Annotated in this window: 13 protein-coding genes; 10 read left to right on the forward strand and 3 right to left on the reverse strand. The window is 47.1% G+C overall.

The window, feature by feature from the left end:
* Positions 1-5,706, reverse strand: coding sequence for a carboxypeptidase regulatory-like domain-containing protein (locus B1728_RS06615; RefSeq protein WP_079909386.1), 5,706 nt, complete (start codon positions 5,704-5,706; stop codon positions 1-3).
* A 211-nt stretch (positions 5,707-5,917) separates the two neighbouring features.
* Here B1728_RS06615 and B1728_RS06620 point away from each other — a divergent pair, with 211 nt between their 5' ends.
* The 4 genes from B1728_RS06620 (at position 5,918) to B1728_RS06635 (ending at position 7,914) form a co-directional block, all read left to right on the forward strand.
* On the forward strand, positions 5,918-6,316 hold the full coding sequence (locus B1728_RS06620) for an RrF2 family transcriptional regulator (RefSeq protein WP_079909387.1): 399 nt from the start codon (positions 5,918-5,920) through the stop codon (positions 6,314-6,316).
* 87 nt (positions 6,317-6,403) lie between these two features.
* Entirely contained in the window at positions 6,404-7,312 is a 909-nt protein-coding gene (locus B1728_RS06625) for an NAD(P)/FAD-dependent oxidoreductase (RefSeq protein WP_079909388.1), read from the forward strand.
* 192 nt (positions 7,313-7,504) lie between these two features.
* On the forward strand, positions 7,505-7,708 hold the full coding sequence (locus tag B1728_RS06630) for a helix-turn-helix transcriptional regulator (RefSeq protein ID WP_079909389.1): 204 nt from the start codon (positions 7,505-7,507) through the stop codon (positions 7,706-7,708).
* Between the two features lie 2 nt (positions 7,709-7,710).
* The gene (locus B1728_RS06635) at positions 7,711-7,914 is read left to right on the forward strand and encodes a hypothetical protein (RefSeq protein WP_079909620.1); all 204 of its coding nucleotides are present in this window, start codon (positions 7,711-7,713) and stop codon (positions 7,912-7,914) included.
* A 124-nt stretch (positions 7,915-8,038) separates the two neighbouring features.
* Here the strand turns inward: B1728_RS06635 and B1728_RS06640 are convergent, their stop codons facing one another.
* Both B1728_RS06640 and B1728_RS06645 read right to left on the reverse strand, forming a co-directional pair.
* The gene (locus tag B1728_RS06640; RefSeq protein ID WP_079909390.1) at positions 8,039-8,941 is read right to left on the reverse strand and encodes a TetR/AcrR family transcriptional regulator; all 903 of its coding nucleotides are present in this window, start codon (positions 8,939-8,941) and stop codon (positions 8,039-8,041) included.
* A gap of 108 nt (positions 8,942-9,049) precedes the next feature.
* A complete protein-coding gene (locus tag B1728_RS06645; protein ID WP_079909391.1) occupies positions 9,050-10,498 on the reverse strand; it encodes an MDR family MFS transporter in 1,449 nt (482 codons plus the stop codon).
* Positions 10,499-10,825: 327 nt separating this feature from the next.
* On the opposite strand from B1728_RS06645, the gene B1728_RS37325 reads away from it, so the two are divergent.
* The 6 genes from B1728_RS37325 (at position 10,826) to B1728_RS06675 (ending at position 15,436) form a co-directional block, all read left to right on the forward strand.
* Entirely contained in the window at positions 10,826-11,071 is a 246-nt protein-coding gene (locus B1728_RS37325; protein ID WP_225948045.1) for a DUF1648 domain-containing protein, read from the forward strand.
* 12 nt (positions 11,072-11,083) lie between these two features.
* Positions 11,084-12,001 (forward strand): MerR family transcriptional regulator, encoded by a 918-nt coding sequence (locus B1728_RS06655; protein WP_079909393.1) that lies wholly within the window; start codon positions 11,084-11,086, stop codon positions 11,999-12,001.
* 173 nt (positions 12,002-12,174) lie between these two features.
* The gene (locus B1728_RS06660; protein WP_256865261.1) at positions 12,175-12,714 is read left to right on the forward strand and encodes a GNAT family N-acetyltransferase; all 540 of its coding nucleotides are present in this window, start codon (positions 12,175-12,177) and stop codon (positions 12,712-12,714) included.
* Between the two features lie 250 nt (positions 12,715-12,964).
* Positions 12,965-13,882, forward strand: a complete 918-nt coding sequence (locus B1728_RS06665; protein WP_079909395.1) for a hypothetical protein — start codon at positions 12,965-12,967, stop codon at positions 13,880-13,882.
* Positions 13,883-13,962: 80 nt separating this feature from the next.
* Positions 13,963-14,700 (forward strand): ABC transporter ATP-binding protein, encoded by a 738-nt coding sequence (locus tag B1728_RS06670; RefSeq protein WP_079909396.1) that lies wholly within the window; start codon positions 13,963-13,965, stop codon positions 14,698-14,700.
* Positions 14,693-15,436: an ABC transporter permease gene (locus B1728_RS06675; protein ID WP_079909397.1), complete on the forward strand. Its 744-nt coding sequence runs from the start codon at positions 14,693-14,695 to the stop codon at positions 15,434-15,436. The genes B1728_RS06670 and B1728_RS06675 overlap by 8 nt, the downstream gene beginning before the upstream one ends.
* The last annotated feature ends 9 nt before the right edge of the window (positions 15,437-15,445 follow it).

The raw sequence follows: 15,445 nt of genomic DNA on the forward strand, positions 1-15,445 counted from the left end.
TTATTCCTCACTCTCCGGGTGGAGCACAACATTCAAAATCGTGGTGTCCAACTTCCGAATGGCCGGTCTCCTTAACTCTGGAACGTATCCTTCTAGGCTAAACCTTGCCAAATACACACCCGGATTCAGTCCGATGACGGCATATTGTCCAAGCCTGTTCGTTATGACATTGCGGACCAGCACCTCCTGAAGATTAAATATTTGTACCAGCACTGAAGCAAGAGGCCGGAATGACGGATCGGTCACCATTCCCCGAAGATTTCCGGGCTCAGGGTCAAAGGAAAGCGGGGTTACCGGCACCGCCCTTCCGGCACTGACTTGAACCAGAGCTGCGTCTGAACCAAAGCCCGGAGCGGAAGCGGCAATGGTATAAACTCCCGTGCTCAAGCCGCTTATACGATAACTTCCGAAGGCGTTGGTGGCGACTTGTGTCACGGGTACTTTATTCTCGGTCAAAATCTGGACGATAGCGCCGGTAATAATTCCTCCCGTTGATGCATTGAGTACTTGCCCGATGACATCCCCTGGATGGGGAGCTAAGTCGAAATGAACAGGCAGGGCAGGGGCACCCGAAGCGAAAATCAGTGTCTCCTGTAATTGGACGTCCGGTTTGTAGGCGACGACAACTAAATCCCCGCCGGGAACGCCGCTTGCGACAGCAGACCCTGTCGTTCCTGTTTGCACTGTATCTACTACCGTTGAGTTCTCATCGGATATGACAATGACTACACCAGCAGCAGGCTTATCTGTAGATGATTCACTAACTGTTCCGACGATGGTTGCAGCAACTGGCTGCAAGTTGAAATCAATAGTTGTATTTTGATTCGATACCACATCGAACGAGGTTATCTGAGAGGTGAAACCATCTTTGGATACGGTAATCGTGTAGTTGCCGGGCACCAGATTCCCATTGGAATAAGTGCCTGAAGGTGTAGTCGATACCGTTTGAAGCACCGGGCCGAACGTATTGCTTAATCGGATGTCTACAGCTGCTCCTTCAACAGGAGTGCCATTGGATGAGTTCGAAACGATACCGCTGACAGAGCCGGGAAGCGGGTTCAAGGCGAAGCTGATTACCGATTGCTGGCCGGACGCAACATCCACACCTCCGAATTGGCTTGAGAATCCATCGGCGTTGGCTATTGCCGTATAGCTGCCAGGTGTCAAATTATTGACCTGGTATTGCCCCGTATTGGATACGGGTACGGAGGCAATGATGGTATCGGCTGAATCTTTGACGACGACAACTGCCCCGGGGATCGCGAACATACTGGCCATGCTAATGACAAACCCGCCGATACTTCCCGGCGAGGGAGGGAGAGAATAATCTGCCGTAGTCGATTGCCCTTCGTCCAAATGAATTCCGCTGGTTACTGTTCCACTATCTGGTGCTGTTACGGTAACGGTATGCTGTCCGGAAGGCACGTTATCCAAATGATAACTGCCATTGTTATCGGAGACGGTCTGACTGACAATATCGCCTGCACTGTCTCTCACGGTGACAGCAGCCCCCTCCACAGGTTCATTGGAAGCTTCATTAATGATAGTACCCGTCACGCTTGCCGGCGTTGAAGTCAGTTGGATGATCACGTTTGTCGTTATACCGTTAACCGCATTGACTGTTACAGTATTATTGGCGAAGCCAGGGGATCCGGCTTGAATGCTGTAAGAGCCTGCTTGCAGATTAGACAAGACGAATGTTCCATCCGGATTAGCAAAGATGGTATCCAGCAGCAGCCCATTGGCATCGTATAGACGAATAAGCGTCTCAGTCCCTGTCACAGGCAATCCGGTTAGCCCTTGGACAGCTCCTTGTATCGTGCCGGGCAGCGGCGAAAGAGAAATGCTTGCATTTGCTGACGAGTTGCTGATGATGACTACACCAACAAAATCGGATGCGTACTGATCGGCCGTTACGAGAACGGTATAGGGTCCTGGAGCAAGATCGGGAATCACGAAGTTTCCGAATTGGCCTGTAGTAACCGATTTTACAATCACCCCTTGTTGATCCAAGGCTCTTATCGCTGCGGTAGCCCCGGGAATTGGAGTTCCCGACACCGAGTCTGTTACTTGACCACTGACAGAACCGGAATCCGGAGTCAGTATAAAATTCAACCCGGTTATCGTTTGACCTGGAGCGAACGTGGTGGTATCGATTGCCTGGCTGTAATCGGGAGCTTTTACTTGAACGGTATGAGTGCCTGGAGGAATGCTGTCAGCCATATAGGCTCCATTCGCGTCAGCCAGGCCCGTCGCGAGGATCGTATCGTTCTGATCCATAACAGTGACCACAGCTTTACTCAACGGATTTCCGGATGGATCCGTTATGATTCCGGTAAGTGTTGCCGGATCAGGGAGCATGGGAATCAAAATATCCGTGTTTTCGTTCGAGCTGACATGTGCCCCCGTCCGGCTGGCAGCATAATCGGCTGCGGCAGCTACGGCTGTGTACAATCCGGGGGCAAGCGAATCGAACAGAAACCGTCCGTTCTGATCCGTTATTCTTGTAGCGATGAATACGTTGTTGGTGTCGTACAGCTGCACCGATGCTCCTGACAATCCAGGCTGAAGTGTACCGCTGATCGATCCGGGATTGGGAGCCAGGCTGAGAAATGCGGAAGCCGTCTGATTCGAAAAAACGATGGCCCCGATGGTATTGGTCTGATAATCAGTGTTCGTTGCAATGACCGTATAGTTACCTGGCGCTAAGCCGTCGACATTATAATTGCCTGTATGGTCTGTAAATGCAGTTGCTGTAACAAGCGCATCGGAATCGGCAACCTTCACTGTTGCGCCGCCAATAGCGGCTCCTGTATCACTATCTGTGATTTGGCCTTGGATACCGCCCGGATCCGGAAGCAGTTCAAGATTCAGTGTCGCTATTTGGTTAGGACCGATAACAACAGTGGCGCTGTCTGATTGGTAATTTAAGGCACTGGCAATCGCTCTGTATGTCCCCGGAGCCAGGCTGGATATCAAATAATTGCCTGATGGATCGGTAAACGCAGTAGCAATGACAGCGCCATTGGAATTCATAATTCGAATCTCAATCGTGGCGGAAGGGATGGGAATACCTGTGGTTTCATCAAAGACGGTTCCTTGAATCGTTGATGGTTCGGGTGAAAGGCTGAAGTTTAGTGTCTGCGTCGAACCTGGAGTAACAATAATTCCTTGAACGCTTAGCTGAAAGCCGTCAGCAGCCGCCGTAACGAAATAATCGTCAGGGGTAAGATCAAGTACCGTATATTGACCGTTAATATCCGAAATCGATTTGGCTACGTTCGGTCCGGCAGCCGTATCGATGCGGACTGTAAGTACCGTACCGGCTAGCGGATTTCCGCTTGCATCCGTGACAGTGCCTATAATGGTACTAGGATTCGGGTCCAACTGAAAATTAACCGTAGTCGTCTGAAAGGGTTCGATCAACGCACCCAGCACGCTGCGCTGATAATTAGGTGCTTCCGCACGGACCGTATAGTTTCCGGGGGCTAGGTTACTTACTGCGTAATTTCCGTTATTATCCGCGTTGACAGTGGCGATAATAAGCTGATTCATGAGTATTCTAACGACTGAACTCGGGATAGGGGAACCGGAAGAATCCGTTACATCTCCGCTTAGCTGGCCGGCTAACGTTTGCAGGCTTGCGTTCAATATGGCGGTTTGATCTGAGGTGATAATCGTTCCTAGCGTGCTGCTCGCATAGCCGTTATGGGCGAAGGTCACCGTATAGCTCCCGGGGGCAATACCAGGAATTGAGTACGAGCCATCGCTATTAGCCGTTACTGCTGCCACCGTGATTCCTCCGCTGTTCACGAGCCTAATTTCGGTACCGGACAGCGCCTGTGAGGTTCCGGCATCCGTAATCACACCGGATAGCGAACCGGGATTAGGAGCCAAGTCCACGTTGATCGTGATACTTCCTCCGGCACCAACGGTAAACCCGATAAGCTGTGCAGCAAAACCGGGATCACTAACACGCAATCTATAGGTTCCCGGAGTTAAAGAACCGATAGAATATGTTCCTGCAAGGCCCGAATTAGTGAAAGCAATGACCTGGCCCTTATCGTTTACGACTTCGACCAATGCACCGGCAATCGGGATGCCGTTTCCCGTTACAGTTCCGGCTACGGTTGCCGGATTCGCTTTTAAAGCAAAATTCTGATTCGACGTTTGATTTGGGGATAAAACAACGCCTGCGGTTTGGGCTTGATATCGATCAGCGCCGGCAATGATGGTGTAAGTTGCCGGAATCAGCTGAGTGAAAGCATATAAACCGTTCGCATCACTTGATTGGGTTGCCAATACAGCTCCGAAGGGGGACTTAAGGAGGATCATTGCTCCAGGAATAGGAACACCGCCTGTATCCGATATCTTTCCTTGGACAGCTGCAGGGAGCGGAGGCAGCAGCAAATTCAAAGTAGTTACCGAATTGGAATTAACCGTGGTCTGAACCGTCACGATGGTATAGTTAGGCAGAGTTGCGGTTAAGGTATAGCCTCCCGGAGCAATACCGGTAAATCCATAGGCTCCTCCCGAGTCGCTGGACGATTGCGCAATCGTTTGATTCGTATTGTTGCGAAGCTGAATGACAGCACCAGGCAGAGGAAGTCCTGTCGAGTTATCCAGAACGATCCCTGCTATTCCGCCCGTATTCTGTACCGATATCGTAATCGAGGACGAAGCTGCGGGAATCGTTCCTCCGGTTTGGGAATCCAAGCCTGTGCTTCTCGCCGTGTTGAGAGTACGAGTACCGGTTCCAGGGGATTGAAACTGCCCGTTGATGGTGAAGCTAAGGGTTTGCCTGCCCCCTGCAGGGATATTCCCGACATTCCAGCTCAATATTTTGTTCAAGGCATCAAAGTTTGTGAAGCCTTGCGTTACGGTCTGAGTTAGTGATGACAATACATCAAGTGTAATCGAGTCGTTAACGATAACACTATTAGCTGCGCTTTTACCGGTATTGGTGACCTGGATAGTTCCTGTCCACGACGATACTTGACCTGCCAGTACGCTGGAGGGCCCTGATACCAATTGTTTATTGACACTAAGCATGGCTCTCATATCACCTTGCTTTGTTGTGGTTGGATCAGTAAAGGCGCTGGCGAAGCTGAACCCTTGGGCAAGCAAAGTATCCTTGTTAAAATTGTTATTATTGGCTGAAGAGAAAAACATCATTCGGATGACGGATGATTCATTAATAGCGAGGAATCGGAATAATACCGAGGCTGCTATTCCAAAATCAAGAAAATAGTCCGTATCTCCTCCAAAATTGGAGCCGTCATTTGTCGCACGAGCTCTCACAATATCATAATTGACAATGGGTTGAGCATAATTGGGAGTGCCTTTCCCATCGGTGCCTTCGGCAGGGTCATTCCAGGTATTGACTTGCTGGGTCGTGTTTTGAATGAGCTCCAGCTGACTTTTTAGCCCGTTAACGGCTAACACCCATTGGTAAGTCCCGGCTATTCCATTAGTGTTAAAAAGAATGCCCCAGGCGAAATTATCGAAAGCATTTTTAGACCTGGGATCACCGTTAAGACGAAGCCTAAAGAACACACTGGTCCCGTCATACGCGAAATATGCCGCAGGGTACTGCGCGCTTCCCACAATGTCCGTACTGGACGGGTTCACGTCCCCAGCTGGATCGGTTAATGGTGCGCCTCCGATCAAGATAGGGGTAAACTGGCTGTCGATTGGAAATAACAATGAGCTGATCCTCCTTTTTTCATATCTTATATCCCGCAATCGATATAGGGTATGCAATGAGGACTAACATCGCGTAGACAGGTATACCATGTCCATTATAAAAGCACCACGCGGTTAGCGGAGAGCTAATAGGAGCAGATTACGGGAAAGACTTGCCTTCCAGATTAATTGGAGTTATTATAGATCTATATTGTCTTTAATGGAGGTACTTATGAAATTTTCCCAGGCGACCGATTATGCTCTTCACGCGATGCTCTTTCTGGTGACAGAGGATCCGGAGAAGCCAGTTGGCGTCCAAATGCTGGCTCAAAAGCTGGGTGTTTCACAGACGTATCTGTCCAAAATGATGACGAAGCTTGTCAAAGCCGGCTTGATTCAGTCCGTTTCCGGAGCTAGCGGCGGATATCGTCTAAGACGCAAGAAGGAAGAGATCTCCTTCCTTGATATTATCCATGCGATTGAGGGGACGGCTTCCCTGTTCGAATGCGGCTTAAATCACGGAAGTGAATGTCTGATTCAGCAGGTGGTATTAGATGCCGAACGCCAGATGGAGCAGTATCTGGAGAGCAAAAAAATAGTGGATGTGGCCAGGTTATTCAAGACGGAGTAAATCCGTCGATTTTTTAATCGATATTATAGATATAATTAGTCTATTATATCTCTAATATAATTAAGGATATCAGAAGGGAGAAGTTGTATGATTCACGATTGCGTTATTATTGGCGGTGGCCCGGCGGGAATGAGTGCTGCCTTAGTGCTCGGGAGAGCAAGAAAGCATGTGGTAGTTATTGACGAAGAACGTCCGCGGAATAGGGTTACACACGAGTCCCACGGATTTCTTACGAGAGATTCGATAAAGCCAAGCGAGTTTAGACGGGTTGCCAGGGAACAGATCGCCCGTTATCCGTCCGTTACCTTTACCAATGAAACAGCCGTAACCGTCTCTGGTTCCGATGGCTGCTTTGAAATAACGACGAACCAGGGGCAGACCTACCAAAGCAAAAAGCTGCTCTTTGCAGTAGGAATGAAGGATCTTCCGCTAAGTATTACCGGGTTGACGGAGGTGTACGGCAAAAGCGCTTTTATCTGCCCTTATTGCGACGGCTGGGAATTAAGGGACCAGAAGCTTGTCCTGATTGTCAAAGGCGGGGAAGCATTACATTTGGCTAAAGTCATCTCCGGCTGGACAAGTGACTTTACCATTTGCACGAATGGACCGGATGAACTTACGGATTTGCAGCGTGAGGAGCTGATGAAGCATCAGGTTCCCGTATTTGATTCGCCGATCCAATCGATTGAGTCTGTTGAAGGTATGGTGCAGCAAATTGTTTTGGAGGACGGTACCCGACTGCAATGCTCCGGCATCTTTTTTAAACCGAAGCTGGCTCCAGGGTCAGATCTGCCCCAAGCTTTGGGGTGCAAGATGACGGAATCCGGAGCGGTCATAGCCGATTCATTTGGCAGAACGAACATCCCAGGCGTCTTTAGCGCAGGTGATGCAGCCTCGCAGTTACATCAATTAATTCTTGCCGCTTCAATGGGTTCGTTGGCCGCTGTGGGCATAAATCAAGAATTGAACGAGGAGGCTTGGAACAGAGTCTTATAACCTTTCCTGCGTGTAACAATGCTTACTCCAAGGTTTGGCGGATCCCACGGGACAGCAGCAATGCTGTCCTTTTTTTATTGACTTAAAACGATAGCTTTGGATGAAATGTAAAAACAATTTGACATTTTATTGAGATTGCTATATGATTTCAAATGTAAAAAGTTTTTTACATTATAGGATTAGGTGGTCATATTGAAAAATAACATTAGGGATATTAGAAAAAAAATGAAGATATCCCAAGAAGATCTTGCAAACAAGTGCGGCGTTACAAGGCAAACGATCAATGCTATTGAAAATGACAAATATGACCCCACGTTATCATTGGCGTTCAAATTATCGATTCATCTAGAAACTACAGTTGATCAGTTATTTATTTTTGAGGAGGACTCTGAATGAAATTGCGAAAAGCGGATGAAATGGAACAATATCAAAATGATAAATCGGCCAAAAATGCTTATCTATTTTTTACTGCAGCTTTGTTAATCTGGTCGCTAATCGATTTTTTTTCAAACGGAAAAACGGGCTGGGAGTTTACCATTTTGCTGATAGGGAATGCAATATTCCTTTGGACAAGAGTTTTCTACAAGAGAAAAATGCAATGATGTAATACAGAGTGTGTACAACAGCTATATGAATAACGGGTAAGAAACTATGTCCGTAGGCTGGAATGTTTGACTCTATTACCTTTAAAAAAGGATCAACCAGAAAGATCTGGTTGATCCAATTCTATGACGATGAGCTTTCATTCCTCTCTTGAAGCAGCTGCTTCAGCTGATTGGCATAATAAATAAGCTCCTTCTCAGAGGCAAGATCACGAAGGAGTGCATGCACGAGAAATCTTCGGGGCTGAGCTTGCGCCGACTCCTCCTGCAGCATCACGGCTGCTTCAAGCAGCTCCTTTTTTCTTATATTAGGAATGGATATGTCGGGAATAATAGATAACATAGTTTCAAACAGTGCAGACCTTTGCATCTCGAGGGTTTCCTGATTCGTTCTAAAATCGACATGAGTATAATCATCCATCATTTCATCCGTAAGTAAAGGGTACGGCGAACGATTTTCAAAGCCGTCTACGATATCATCCATCCGGCTGGCAATAAAAAGGGCCAGCTCTTTCTGATTCACCGGCTTATACCCAAATAGCAAATGAAAGGTATATTCCCTGATCATCCCGTTAAAGACGGCCGTGATGTCCCATTTCCAACGAAGCATGGTCGAGCCGTAATACCGCAATAAGATATCTTCGTAGTAACGAAACATATTAATGCGGATCTGATTAATGACGGCCCCCAGCTTGTCGTTGTTTACCGGAGGGAACTCATTGTGATCTCTGGAAATATAATAACCGTGCTCTAAGAAAAATTCGAACTGAAAAGCAATTTCTTCAATAAACAGTTCCCTTTTGGATAGGCCGCTTTGCCTTAGTTTCTCCACGGCATGTATCATATCTTGCTGGCGCTTCTCAAGTATACTGATATACAATTCTTCCTTGGAGGCAAACACCTTATATAAAGAGCCTTTGGCTATGCTGCAATCGTCGGCAATATCTTGTATGGACGTTGCCTGATATCCTTTTTCGGCGAACAGCCGAATGGCCGACTGCAAGATTTTTCCCTTAAGCATACTCATTCTAGTACCTCCTCGTTCAACAAGCTACCCTTAAGATTGTACAATCGAAACGGGGATATGACCAACTATTTCTATGATTGCCCCGAAAAAAGAAGCTAAACCCATCCATTAATGATTGTGATCTGACTGTCTTGGCTTTCTAAGAAACAGACATAACACCAGTCCAATAAAAGCGATCCATGCAGCCAGGAAAAATGTATCCCCGTAAGAGGCTAAGCCTGCTTCCAGCGAGCTTGCTCCATCCGAATGGACAGCTTCGTTAGCGCTTAAGCGATAGGCTAGGTATCCGGTTAATCCCGCAATGGCGAAGGAGCAGACAACCTGCTGCGCAGCGCTGGTGAGCGGGGTAACTCTGCTGACAAGCTCCCGAGGCGTGGCATTGAGGACATGAGTATTTAAAGACATCATAGATAAACCCATCCCGGAGCCTAGTAAAAATAAGGTAATCATCACGGTAGCTATAGTCGTATGGATCGTAATGAAGGCCATTGTAAACAAAGCAACAGTGATCAAGGTCATGCCGGCAAGAAGGGGAGGACGGGCGCCTGCTTTGTCAAAGATTTTCCCCGCGATGGGCATGAAGATCATAGATCCAACAGCTTGCGGGAGTAAAATAAGCCCGGTCTCCAGCGGCGAGTAGCCTTTCAACTGCTGAAGCAGCAGCGGAAACAGGAGGACCGTCCCGAATAATGCGGTTTGCATTATCCAAGAAATGATAATGCCGCGAGTGAAATCCGAAGACTTGAACACACGCAGCTCCAGTAAAGGCTGTTTCTGCCGCAAGCACGAGATCACGAATAGTACCAAGGCTGTTCCGCCGACAATTAGACCTGTTAATGTCCTTGCGGATGTCCAGTCGGCACCGCCCTCACTTACACCGAAGGTAATCATGGCGAACGCAAGAGGACCAAGGAACATCCCAATAATATCGAGGGATGGAGCCTGCTTGCTCTCAAATGAAGGAAGCCATTTGCGCCCGATCATAATTCCTGCCACGCCGACAGGCAAGTTGATGAGAAAGATCCACTGCCAGCTTACGTATTCAACCAGCAATCCGGACAAAACCGGTCCTAGAGCCGGAGCAAGCAGCATCGGAATTCCGAACATGCCTATGACAGAGCCGCGTTTGTCAGGTGGCGCAAGCCGATAAACCATAGCCATGCCGATAGGCGAAACCATGCCGCCTCCGAGTCCCTGGAGCACACGGAAAAAAATGAGCTGCTCTGTCGATTGAGCCAAAGCGCAAAGCATGGAACCGATCGTAAATAATCCGATGGAGATAAGGAACACTCGCTTGGCCTGAAATTTATCCGTCAGCCAGCCGGCAAGCGGGATAACCGCTGACAATGCCAGTGTATACGCGGTAACTGCCCATTGGATGGTTTGGAGCGAGCTATCGAAATAAGTGACTAGAGTAGGGATAGCTACATTTACCGCAGTGCTATCGAGAATAACCATGAAAGTACCAATGACAACGGCTAGAAGCGGGGCAAGCAGCTGTTTCACTGAGAACTCCCTATCGGATCCCGTTGTATTCATTACAGAAGGGCTGGACATAAAAAATACCTCTTTCTCTATCATTTTGACTTTTATGACCATATGGTTTTTAATAAAACCAAATAGTCATGAAATTCATATTAACGATAGGAGAGGGATTGTGTCAAACCTTTTTTTCAAAGCAGCTCATTTTAGGAAACCCGTTAGGTATAGAGAATAGCATGCTTTTTCGTATGGAAAGGGTGCACCTTGGCATAATAAAACAACGAGTAAAGCAGCCGTTTGACCTTCCCCTAAGGGGAAGCTTTATAATGAAAGTGACTTAAACGAGCAAGGAAAGGCAGGCGACCACTTATGCATTATTTATTTCATCGCAGAGTGTTAGGAATGATAACCGTACTATCCCTTCTCATAGCACTAATCGTAAGCGGGTTTTGCCCTAATGAAATTCCCATACATTTTATGGGACAGGGAGCAGACCAACTGATTAATAAATGGCTCGGACTATTTCTATTTCCGGTCATGATGGCTATTCTTCTTTTGCTGCAGCGTTCTTATGCTTCATCCGCTAGATTCATTTATTTTTTTGCGGCTCTCCACATTGTTCTGCTATACAATGCCATAACCTATTAGGAGGAAAAGAACATGAATATTAAAGAAGTCTCCGAAAAGTCCGGTTTGACGAAGAAGGCAATCCGATTTTATGAACAAGCCGGCATCATCGAGGTCAGTAAAGATCCAAACAACCAGTATCGGGTATATAATGAGAATCAAATTGAAACGCTGAAGCTCGTGGCTTTATTAAGAAGCTTGGATTTTACAATCGAACAAATTAAGCGTATCGTTCGACAGGAGGAAGAGCTGGGACAAGAGCTCTTGAAGCAAGAGAGCGAGATGGAGCGCCATGCTACAGATCTGAAGCTTAAGCAGCAGACGATCCGGGCATTGAGGGAAGAACTGGCCAAAGGAACGCCCGTATCTATATTAGCGGAGCAATTTAGTCAACCGGATGATATGATGGTCACTTTGAGCAGAAAGATTAGAACGGCATTCCCGGGAATATTCGGACAATTTGTTGAAGTATCGTTGTATCCTTTTTTAGACGATATTCTTATAGATACGACGGAATCAAAGAACCGGGTTCAGCAGTTAGTGGACCTATTGGATGACATCCCACCCGTCCCCGAGGACCATTATCTATGTCAATGGATCGCTTCCGACGATCAGATTAGTATAGGGAAGTTCAAGGAAAGCAATGCAAGCCTATACACAGGCATATTACGGAACGATCCTGCAGTACTAGCCGGTGTGAAGGCGAATATTATGGGACAAATCGAAAAAATTCGTCAGGATCCCAGCTTCAGAAAGCAGATTTCCGAATTGATGAGTAAGTCTAAAGACTTGCCCAATCTTACGCTTGGTTCTCCGTTCAGTGATATGCTGGAAACCTTAAGTCCCCGTTATGCGGCCGTAGCGAAGGCTTTGAGAGCAATCGACGAAGAAGTCAGCCATGAGCTGGGCTTCGACTATAAGCAATATTTGCAAAGTCTGATGGAAGAGTAGAACAATTGAAGCCGTAAGGAAAGTCCTCGTATATCAAGTGACCGTATAGTTTTTTACTAAACGTATAATTCATGTTATGATGTACTACAGGATATCTTGGCGGTGTTCCTTATGCCGCTATATTTGTGAGAGCGAGGTATTGCATTGAAATGAAATTTGAGACCTTTCCTGTATTGGAAACGGAACGTTTTCTATTACGTCAAATGACGCTGGAGGATAGTCCGGCGGTATTCGAGATTTTTTCCGACCCTGATGTGACTAAAGATATGGGAGAAGCTCCTTTTGAACATGTTGCACAGGCGGAAGATGTAATTCGGTTTATGAACTCATTATATGAACAGAACCAGGCTATCCGTTGGGGGATTATTAAGAAAGAGGATAGTACTCTGGTAGGAACATGCGGATATAACGGCTGGGAAACGAACCGGGGTTCGCGGGGAGAAATCGCTTATGATTTAGCCAAAAAGCATTGGCGGCAAGGGTATATGTCGGAAATTTTGAAAAAGGTCATAACCTACGGCTTCGAAACCATGGGATTGAACCGTATAGAAGCTTTTACTTATTTAGATGCCGCACCGTCTATTCGCCTATTACAAAAAATGGGATTTCAAGAAGAAGGTATACTGCGAGGCTATGCTTACTCCCAAGGGAAGTATCTTGACAATCGATGCTTTTCGCTTTTGAAACAGGAGTGGGAAGAATATATGAAATAAATGGGATGTAATAACTTCCTTAAGAAAAACATTGTCCATCAAAAAGAGAAGAACAGCGGTTCCAGACATGGAGGAACGCCGCTGTTCTTTTTCTGTTAACTCTCCCAAGTATATCCCTTTCCCACTGGAAAACGGCCTACCTACGTAAACAGTTAATAGATATTTAATAAATGGTTCACGGGCGGTTTATTTTTAGCGTGTACTATGGGTATTGCAAGTCGATAACCTACAATCCATAGGAGGCTGGAGTATGAAAAAGAAATGGGTAGTGTTTGGGAGTGCAGTCGGCATTAGCAGCGTCGTCATGATAACGACAGGGTTTTCCGCTATGGCAAGCACCTCCGGGTATGACGCTTACAAATCGGCATTTAAGAACACGAAGGCGATTCAAAATGTGAGCATTCAGGCGCAATCGGTATTGCAGGATAATGGTAATACGCTGACTAGCACGAACGGAACGTTTAAGGTTAGCTCGCAAAATCAACATGCAAGCGGATCGGTAACGGTGAAAGCAGGCAATGGCGCGGAGCAGTCGATTCTTTTTTACAAACAAGCGGAAGGTATCGTTGTAAAATCGAGCGCAAGCGATGTGTATTATGTGAAGCAGGAGGGCAAGGAGAAGCGGGATTGGGCCCAAAAGCATGAAAGCGAAGGTATGTCCCAGCAGGTTGAAACGGTGATTGATGCCCTGGTAGGTAACTTAAAGGATTACGTGACGGTGAATGATAAAGCGGACGGCTCCAAAGAGGTTGCAATAGAGCTCAACAACTCACAGATTCCCGCAGTAGTCAATGCTATTGCGCCGATTGCCATCAAGCATGCAACAAGCGAACATAAACAGAACAAAACGGATAGCGAGTCCTCAACCAAGCCGATTCCGTTTGACGGGCATAGCTTGAACGCGAATGTTCCACAGCTGACGCAGGATATCAAGATTGACAAAGTGGCGGTTAAAGCAGACATTAACACCAACAATTATATTGAGCATCAACAAGCGGATGTAACGGTTTCCGGTAAGGATGCGGAAGGAACGGCACATGTGCTTACACTTCATCTGAACGCGGATCTGTCCGGTTATAACCAAACAACGCCGGATACAGTCGATTTGACCGGGAAACAAGTCCAAACGATGAAACAAGATTTTCGTCAGAACAAAGAACATAAATAAATAATTGTGCGCTGCAGCGGATAAGGGGAAGTAGGCTGCTCCTCCGCTGCAGCACTTATCGACAGGAAGGAGGGGACAGGATGAATGGGATCGTATCTGTTCACAGCTTAACCAAATCATATGGCAAACAAAGAGGGATTTCGGATATCGAGCTCGAGCTGTATCCTGGTGATATTTATGGCCTTCTGGGGCCGAACGGGGCAGGGAAAACCACCCTTTTGAAGCTGATTACAGGCTTAGTTCGACCTGATCAGGGGTCTGTCCGCTTGTTCGGTCACGATATTTCCGATCAATTTGAACAAGCGATGAGCAAGGTAGGCTGCATGATCGAATCCGCCGATTTTCACGATTTCTTGACGGCAGACCAATATTTGCGGATAGTTGCCCGATTTTATCCGGACCTTAAGGAGAATCGTATAGGAGAAGTGCTCGAAACCGTAGGACTCCAGCATGCCCGCTCGCAAAAGATCAAGCAGTTCTCTACCGGCATGAAGCAGAAATTAGCCTTGGCGGCGGCGATAATGGCAGGCCCTGAGCTTGTGATCCTCGATGAACCTACGAACGGATTGGATATTGAGGGAACGGTCATGTTCCGTCAGCTGGTGATGCAATGCTCGGCTGAGCTCGGGACCACGTTTCTCATTTCGAGTCACATGATTCATGAACTGGAGCAGCTGTGCAATCGGGTCGGAATTTTATTCGGCGGCAAGCTGAGGACGGAAGGCAGCGTGTCAGAATTACTAGAGCATAATCAATCCTTGGAGCAGTTTTATATTCAGCAGCTGGCGGGAATGAAGGAGGCAATAAGGAATGCATAGCTTGAAAACGGGCCTGGTTAATGAGCTTTATATGCTGCTGTACCGCAAAAAAACGATCGTGATGCTTATAGTTTCCGCCATCCTTCCGGTAGGGCTTGCCTTATCTCTGCACAAGCTGCAGCCGTTAATGGGTCTCGTCGCAGTCAGTCGAACTTTTCCTATCGATATGCTGGGATTTTATACAGCTCTCTGGATACCACTCTTTATATTTCTGATGGCCGCGGATCTATTCCCTAATGAGGTATCCTCAAGAACCTTAAAGCTGTCGCTGCTTCGGCCGATTACGCGGTTTCGGGTATTTGCTTCCAAAACTCTGGCAGTTCTGATCGCGAATGCGGCTATTTTACTGCTGCTGGGACTTGTGACCGTACTATGCAGTTTATTTCTTGGATCGTCCGGCACTTTCCATGGCTCTGAGGTCATAAAGGCCTATAGTGCGGCCTGGCTCTCTATGGCAGCTTTATCCGCGTTGTTCATCTTCCTAGCGCAATGGTTCAACAGTGCTAGCGGCTCTTTTGCATTTTCGATCGTTGTGTATGTAGTAGCCAAAGCGGCGCCGTTTTTCTCCAGCAAGGTAGCGTCCTTTTCCCCGATTTCGTATACGGATTGGCATTTGATGTGGCTGAATAGTTCGGTCATGCCATCCAAGCTTTTCACGGCTGCGATATTTTTGATTTCGAGCTGCATCTTGTTTTTATCTTTAGGATACTTTATTTTTAATCGTAAAGAAGCTTGACCGTTGGAG

Origin of the sequence: Paenibacillus sp. 32352, assembly GCF_002042965.1 — a bacterium.
GTDB classification, from domain to species: Bacteria; Bacillota; Bacilli; order Paenibacillales; family NBRC-103111; genus Paenibacillus_S; species Paenibacillus_S vulneris.

Coding starts and splice junctions, on each gene's coding strand:
- B1728_RS06620 (WP_079909387.1), top strand. CDS start 5,918: ATGAAATTTTCCCAGGCGACCGATTATGCTCTTCACGCGATGCTCTTT.
- B1728_RS06625 (WP_079909388.1), top strand. CDS start 6,404: ATGATTCACGATTGCGTTATTATTGGCGGTGGCCCGGCGGGAATGAGT.
- B1728_RS06640 (WP_079909390.1), bottom strand. CDS start 8,941: ATGAGTATGCTTAAGGGAAAAATCTTGCAGTCGGCCATTCGGCTGTTC.
- B1728_RS06645 (WP_079909391.1), bottom strand. CDS start 10,498: ATGTCCAGCCCTTCTGTAATGAATACAACGGGATCCGATAGGGAGTTC.
- B1728_RS37325 (WP_225948045.1), top strand. CDS start 10,826: ATGATAACCGTACTATCCCTTCTCATAGCACTAATCGTAAGCGGGTTT.
- B1728_RS06655 (WP_079909393.1), top strand. CDS start 11,084: ATGAATATTAAAGAAGTCTCCGAAAAGTCCGGTTTGACGAAGAAGGCA.
- B1728_RS06665 (WP_079909395.1), top strand. CDS start 12,965: ATGAAAAAGAAATGGGTAGTGTTTGGGAGTGCAGTCGGCATTAGCAGC.
- B1728_RS06670 (WP_079909396.1), top strand. CDS start 13,963: ATGAATGGGATCGTATCTGTTCACAGCTTAACCAAATCATATGGCAAA.
- B1728_RS06675 (WP_079909397.1), top strand. CDS start 14,693: ATGCATAGCTTGAAAACGGGCCTGGTTAATGAGCTTTATATGCTGCTG.